At 61.6% G+C, this 6,196-nt stretch carries 8 protein-coding genes; 6 read left to right on the top strand and 2 right to left on the bottom strand.

Annotated elements, in window-relative coordinates:
• The 3 genes from EOA85_RS24810 to EOA85_RS24800 form a co-directional block, all read left to right on the top strand.
• On the top strand, nt 1-847 hold an 847-nt coding region (locus tag EOA85_RS24810), incomplete at its 5' end, for a hybrid sensor histidine kinase/response regulator (RefSeq protein WP_164759857.1).
• Between the two features lie 3 nt (nt 848-850).
• A complete protein-coding gene (locus EOA85_RS24805; protein WP_127211528.1) occupies nt 851-1,282 on the top strand; it encodes a hypothetical protein in 432 nt (143 codons plus the stop codon).
• Between the two features lie 49 nt (nt 1,283-1,331).
• The gene (locus EOA85_RS24800) at nt 1,332-1,526 is read left to right on the top strand and encodes a hypothetical protein (protein ID WP_127211527.1); all 195 of its coding nucleotides are present in this window, start codon (nt 1,332-1,334) and stop codon (nt 1,524-1,526) included.
• A 324-nt stretch (nt 1,527-1,850) separates the two neighbouring features.
• On the opposite strand, the gene EOA85_RS24795 is transcribed toward EOA85_RS24800, so the two are convergent.
• Nucleotides 1,851-2,534, bottom strand: a complete 684-nt coding sequence (locus tag EOA85_RS24795) for a response regulator transcription factor (RefSeq protein ID WP_127211526.1) — start codon at nt 2,532-2,534, stop codon at nt 1,851-1,853.
• Between the two features lie 156 nt (nt 2,535-2,690).
• Between EOA85_RS24795 and maiA the strand changes: the two genes are divergently transcribed.
• Together maiA and EOA85_RS24785 are read left to right on the top strand one after the other, a co-directional pair.
• Nucleotides 2,691-3,341 (top strand): maleylacetoacetate isomerase, encoded by a 651-nt coding sequence (gene maiA / locus EOA85_RS24790; RefSeq protein WP_127211525.1) that lies wholly within the window; start codon nt 2,691-2,693, stop codon nt 3,339-3,341.
• A 32-nt stretch (nt 3,342-3,373) separates the two neighbouring features.
• Complete coding sequence (locus EOA85_RS24785; RefSeq protein ID WP_127211524.1) at nt 3,374-4,414, top strand: zinc-dependent alcohol dehydrogenase family protein; 1,041 nt, start codon at nt 3,374-3,376, stop codon at nt 4,412-4,414.
• A 164-nt stretch (nt 4,415-4,578) separates the two neighbouring features.
• Here EOA85_RS24785 and EOA85_RS24780 read toward each other — a convergent pair whose 3' ends face one another.
• A complete protein-coding gene (locus tag EOA85_RS24780) occupies nt 4,579-5,442 on the bottom strand; it encodes a DMT family transporter (RefSeq protein ID WP_127211523.1) in 864 nt (287 codons plus the stop codon).
• 106 nt (nt 5,443-5,548) lie between these two features.
• Between EOA85_RS24780 and EOA85_RS24775 the strand changes: the two genes are divergently transcribed.
• Nucleotides 5,549-6,196 (top strand): PLP-dependent aminotransferase family protein (locus EOA85_RS24775; RefSeq protein WP_164759856.1); only part of this gene is annotated, 648 nt, incomplete at its 3' end.

Raw genomic sequence — 6,196 nt, 5'->3', positions numbered from 1 at the left:
CTCGGATTTCCTGCCGGTCGCCGAAATGAAGGGCCTGACGCTAAAATTCCGGCCGGTCAACGCCGTCGTGCGTTCAGACCGCACCTTGCTGCGCCGCATCCTGCAGAACATCCTTTCCAACGCGCTGCGCTACACCCGCTCCGGCGGCGTGCTGGTCGGCACCAGGCATCGCGGCGACACGATCCGCATCGATGTCGCCGACACCGGCTGCGGTATCCCCGACGACCAGCGCGAGGCGGTGTTCGAGGAATTCCACCGCGGCACGATCCCGACCGATGCCGGGCTTGCCGGCGGCGGCCTGGGATTGGGCCTGGCCATCGTGCGCCGCATTGCTGCCGCACTCGGCCATCCCGTGACGTTTTCGTCGAAGGTCGGACACGGCACGATTTTCCATATCGACGTTCCGGTCGGGATCGGCGCCACCGCCGACGCCATCGCCAACACCGCCGACATGGAGCGGCCGCGCGGCTACGGGCTGTTCGGCACAAAGGTGCTGCTGGTCGAGAACGACATCGAGGTGCTGCAGGCGATGACGTCCCTGCTCGAGCGCTGGCAATGCCTGGTGCGCCCCGCCACCTCGACCGGTGATGCGCTCGACATGCTTGGCGATACGGACTGGGTGCCGGACATCGTCATAGCCGACCAGCACCTCGACGGCGGCGATCTCGGCACCACGACCATCGCCGAGGTCCGCGATTATCTCGGCCGCGCCGTGCCGGCGCTGATCGTCACCGCCGACGGTTCGGAGACCGTTGCCAAAGCCGCCCGCGCCGCCGGCATCGAGCTGATGCGCAAGCCGCTGAAACCGGCGCAACTGCGCGCGCTGCTGGCGCATTTGCTGGCTTAGAGAATGACTAACGCGATCCTCGATTACTTGGGAAAGCCGGCGTCATCCCTTTTGACGTCACCGCCGTTCGAGTCCTGGAAATTCAAACGAACTGTTGACAATGATCTTCCGGAAATCCGCATAGACTACGTTTCTGCGCGTAACAAATTTTCCTTCATCTGCGATGTCGATGAAAAAATAGACAGCATATTCATAGAGGCTGACAATTTGGATCGAAGCCTCTTGGACATTTCCTTTTCACTCAGCCGCAACGATGTGTTGCGTATATTGGGCGTGCCCTCAAAAAGCGGCGCGGCACGAAGAGATCCTTTTTTGGGTGAATACGGCCCTTGGGACCGCTTCGACGAGGCGCATCATTCAATACATATCTTATATCACGCTCATGCAAACCGGATAACAAGGGTGACGCTTATGCGCGCCAACGCGGTGCCGTGACTATGCCGGGCATGCCCATGCGCGACTGAGAGGACCCAGGAAACCCACAATGATAGTGCAGTTCTACGGCATCACCTTCGACTTGCCCGTCGGATGGGAAGACATAACTGACGACCTCCCCGAGGGATCGCCGCCTACCTTAGTTAAAGAATCAGATGCCGGCGGCGCCCTTCAATTCTCTATTGCGAAATATCGAAGCGGGGAAAGCCACACGCAGATTTCGATGTTCTTAGAACGTTTATGATCGAGTTTTGTCGAAACAATTTCATAGATATCGAGCGGATTTTTGAGAGAAAATTTGGCGACGTAATGTGTGTTGGCGTTTCGTCGCGGACTACAGATCAAACCTTATCGGCCTGGTATTTGTCGAATGGAAACGATTTTGCATTCGTGACCTACCTCGCGCAAGGCGAGGAATACGATCTTATCGATGAGGAATTAGGCGAAACGAGAGAAATCATTTCGTCTATATCATTCGGATAGGGACCAGCAGATCAAACGTCTTTGAGACATTCACCTGATCGCAGCGCCTTGCTGCTTCGTTTGCAGGGGTATCGGCACCGACCCTTCAAAACCCCGCCTGGCCGCGAAACAGCTCGGCACTGTCGAGCTTCGAAACCTCGATGACGGCTTGCGTCCGGCTGTAGACATTGAGCTTGCGCAGGATCTCGGAGACATGCGCCTTGACAGTGGTTTCGCCGACCTGCAGCTCGTAGGCGATCTGCTTGTTGAGCAAGCCCTGGCGCAGCATCTGCAGCACCCGCAATTGCTGCGGCGTCAGTTTGGCAAGCCGCTGCACCATCTCGGCGCGGTCGGTGCTGTCGGCGTCCGGCGGCTGGCCTTCATAGGTTTCGGGCACGTAGATCGCGCCTTCCATCACCGAGCGGATGGCGGCGGCCAGGTCGCTCTTGCGCGCCGATTTCGGGATAAAGCCGGCCGCACCATAAGACAGCGCTTCGGAAATGATCTTGGGCTCCTCATGCCCCGAAACGATGACCACCGGCAGGCGTGGATAGCGGGTCCGAAGCTGCAGCAGCCCGTCGAAGCCATGCACATCAGGCATGCTGAGGTCGAGCAGCGCGAGATCGAATGGCTTCGCCTCCGCCAGAAGCTCAAATGCCTCGGTGATCGAACGCGCCTCGACAGTGTCGACGTCCGGATAGGCCATTTGCACAGCGCTGTGCAGCGCCTCGCGAAACAGCGGGTGGTCGTCGATGATCAGAAACCGGGCGCTATCGTTGACTGCGGTCATGGCATTCGTTTCAGTTCAGGCAGGATAGAATAGCCCAGCGATCATGGCCAGATTATTGGCAAATAGTACATCGCCATCCCCGGCTGAAAGGCGGAGATGGCAATTTCCGAACCATCCTGCCTTGCCCGGTCGGCCAAATCGGCCGAATGTGCAGTAATGAGCGACATCGTCCTTCACAACTACTACCGCTCCTCCACCTCCTACCGGGTGCGGATTGCGCTGGAGATGAAGGGCCTGACCTACCAATATGTGCCGCACCATCTGCGCCACGGCGAGCATCTGGAGCCCGCCTATCTCTCGGTCAATCCGCAGGGGCTGGTGCCGGCGCTGATCCTCGGGGACGGTACGCTGCTGACGCAATCGCTGGCGATCATCGAATTTCTCGACGAGACCAGGCCAGAACCGCCGCTTTTGCCGCAGGACGCACTTGGCCGGGCCCGCGTCAGGATGCTGGCCCAGATGATCGCCTGCGACATCCATCCGGTGAACAATCTGCGCGTGCTGACCTCGCTGCGCACCCTGTTCGGCGCCGGCGACGAGGACGTCGCCAACTGGTTCCGGCACTGGGTGAACGAAGGTTTCCAGCCGCTTGAAAAAATTCTGGCTTCCTCGTCCGAAACCGGGACATTCTGCCACGGCGACACGCCGGGGCTGGCTGACATCTGCCTGGTGGCTCAGGTCGCCAGCAATGCGCGTTTCGGCGTCGACCTGACGCCCTACCCGACGATCACACGTGTCCACGCCGCCTGCATGGCGGTGCCGGCCTTTCGAAAGGCAGCACCCGAGAACCAGATCGATGCCGAATAGAGCGAGTTGGATTAAAGCGTGAGGAATTGCCGATGATAGCCGTTGTCTTCGAAAAATTCGGCGAGGTGCCGACGATCCAGACCGTTCCCGATCCGGAGCCGGCACTGGGCGGCGTTGTCATCAAGGTCGAGGCGACCGGTCTCTGCCGCAGTGATTGGCATGGCTGGATGGGCCATGACGACGGCATCCGCCTGCCGCATGTGCCGGGCCACGAGCTTGCCGGCGTCGTGGTGGCCGCCGGCAGTCAGGTGACCCGCTGGAAGACCGGCGAGCGCGTCACCGTGCCGTTCGCCGTCGGCTGCGGCCGCTGCTTCGAATGCAGCTCCGGCAACCATCAGGTCTGCGAGCATCAGTCCCAGCCCGGCTTCACCGCCTGGGGATCGTTCGCCGAATATGTCGCCATCGACCATGCCGACACCAATCTGGTCCGCTTGCCGGACGAGATGGAATTCGCCACCGCCGCCAGCCTCGGCTGCCGCTTCGTCACCTCGTTCCGCGCCATTGTCGACCAGGGCCGGGTGACGCCCGGCGAATGGGTGGCCGTGCATGGCTGCGGCGGCGTCGGCCTGTCGGCGATCATGATCGCCAGTGCCATGGGCGCCAACGTGATTGCCATCGACCTGACCGACGAGAAGCTGGACTTCGCCAGCAAGATCGGCGCGGTGGCGACGATCAACGCGTCGAAGACGCCGAATGTGGTCAAGGCGGTCAAGCAGATCACCAATGGCGGCGCGCATATGTCGATGGACGCGCTCGGCCACCCGACGACCTCGTTCAACTCGATCGCGAATCTGCGCCGGCGCGGTCGCCATGTTCAGGTCGGCCTGATGCTCGGCGATCACGCCAGGCCGCAGATCCCGATGGACAAGGTGATCGCCTTCGAACTCGAAATCCGTGGCAGTCACGGCATGCAGGCCCACCGCTACCAGGCGATGATGGAGATGATCCGCACCGGCAAGCTGAAGCCCGAACTGCTGGTCGGCAAGCGGATCAGCCTCGACGAGGCGCCCGCGGCCTTGATGGCGATGGGCGGTTTCGAAGGCATCGGCATTGGCGTGGTGACGAAGTTCTAGACAAAGTCGGCTCTCCCTTCTCCCCTTGCGGGAGAAGGTGGCCGCGAAGCGGTCGGATGAGGGGTGTTCCAGCTTGGCACGTGGGCGTTCCGGCCAGCACCCTCAACCGTCTTGGCGCTGCGCGCCAATCCACCCACAAGGGGAGAAGGAAGAAGGGCCGGCGCCTATCTCGCATATTTCTTCGCACCGACCACGCAAAGCACGACGGCAGCAGTGACCGCTATCATGGCAGGACTGACCTGCTCGTGCAGCAGCATTGCCGCCAGCCCAAGGCCGAAGAAAGGCTGGAGAAGCTGCAACTGTCCGATCGCAGCGATGCCGCCTTGCGCCAGTCCGCGATACCAGAACACAAAACCGATCAGCATGCTGAACAGCGAGACATAGGCCAGGCCGATCCAGGCGGCCTTGCCGACGCTTTCGAGCGACGGCGGCATGGTGATGAGCGTCAGAGCCAGCATGACCGGCAGCGACAGCACCAGCGCCCACGAGATCACCTGCCAGCCGCCTAGCTTGCGGGACAGCGTGGCTCCTTCCGCATAGCCCAGTCCGCACAGGATGATTGCGGCCAGCATCAGCATGTCGCCAACCGGCGAGGCCGAAACGCCTTGCGTCACCGCAAAACCGGCAACAAGGGCGCTGCCAAGGCACGAAAACAGCCAGAAGGCCGGTTTGGGGCGATCGCCGCCGCGAATGACGCCGAAGATCGCGGTCGCCAGCGGCAACAGGCCGACGAAAATGATGGAATGGGCCGAGGTGATGTGCTTGAGCGCCAACGCGGTCAGCAGGGGAAAGCCGACCACGACGCCGAGCGCCACAATGGCCAGCGACAACAGATCTCGTCGCTCCGGGCGCTTCTGGCGAAAAATGAGCAGAAGCGCGAGACCGAGTATTCCTGCCGTGGCAGCACGCGCGACGGTTAAGAAGGCCGGATCGAAATCCATCACCGCCACGCGCGTTGCCGGAAGCGATCCGCTGAAAATCAGAACGCCCACAAATCCGTTGATCCAGCCACCCGCCGTCTTGTCCATCGCATGCTCCTGATGTTCTCGCCCTCTATCGGGCCGGACGTATGGCGCTACCAGAGACAATGAGGTACAGTTTGATAAAACTGTCATGGTAGGTTGAGCAGTACGGATGGACGAGCAGGCGACGGCAAGTGAGGGCAGCGTGACGCTTGTCGAAAGTGTCATGTCGACGATCAGGCACAGGATCGCCGCGCGCAGCCTGACACCGGGAACACGACTGCCTTCGATCCGGGCTTTCGCGAGAACCATGCAGGTTTCCAAATCCACCGTGGTCGAAGCCTACGAGCGCCTTGCGGCAGAAGGGATCATCCGCTCGCGTCCAGGTTCGGGTTTTTATGCCGCCGGACCGCTGGCTCCCTTGTCACTGGCCGAGATCGGCCCCAGGCTTGACCGTGCTGTCGATCCGCTCTGGGTTTCGCGCCAGTCGCTGGAAGCCGGCGACGGCGTGCTCAAACCCGGCTGCGGCTGGCTGCCTGCCTCGTGGATGCCGGAGGCTGGATTGCGCCGGGCAATGCGGACAATGGCACGCGGCGATGATGTCACGCTGACGGATTACGGCACCCCGCTCGGGCTGGCGCCGCTGCGTCATCTGCTCGCACGGCGCATGGCAGAGCACGGCATCGAAGCCTCTCCCGACCAGATCATGCTGACGGAATCGGGCACCCTGGCCATCGACCTCCTCTGCCGGTTCCTGCTCGAGCCGGGCGACACGGTGCTGGTGGACGACCCCTGCTATTTCAACTTCCATGCCCTGTTG

It is taken from the genome of Mesorhizobium sp. M5C.F.Ca.IN.020.29.1.1, assembly GCF_003997375.1.
Lineage (GTDB): Bacteria > Pseudomonadota > Alphaproteobacteria > Rhizobiales > Rhizobiaceae > Mesorhizobium > Mesorhizobium wenxiniae.
Note: the sequence above shows the minus strand (reverse complement) of the source record. Positions and strands in the feature narration are given on the sequence as shown.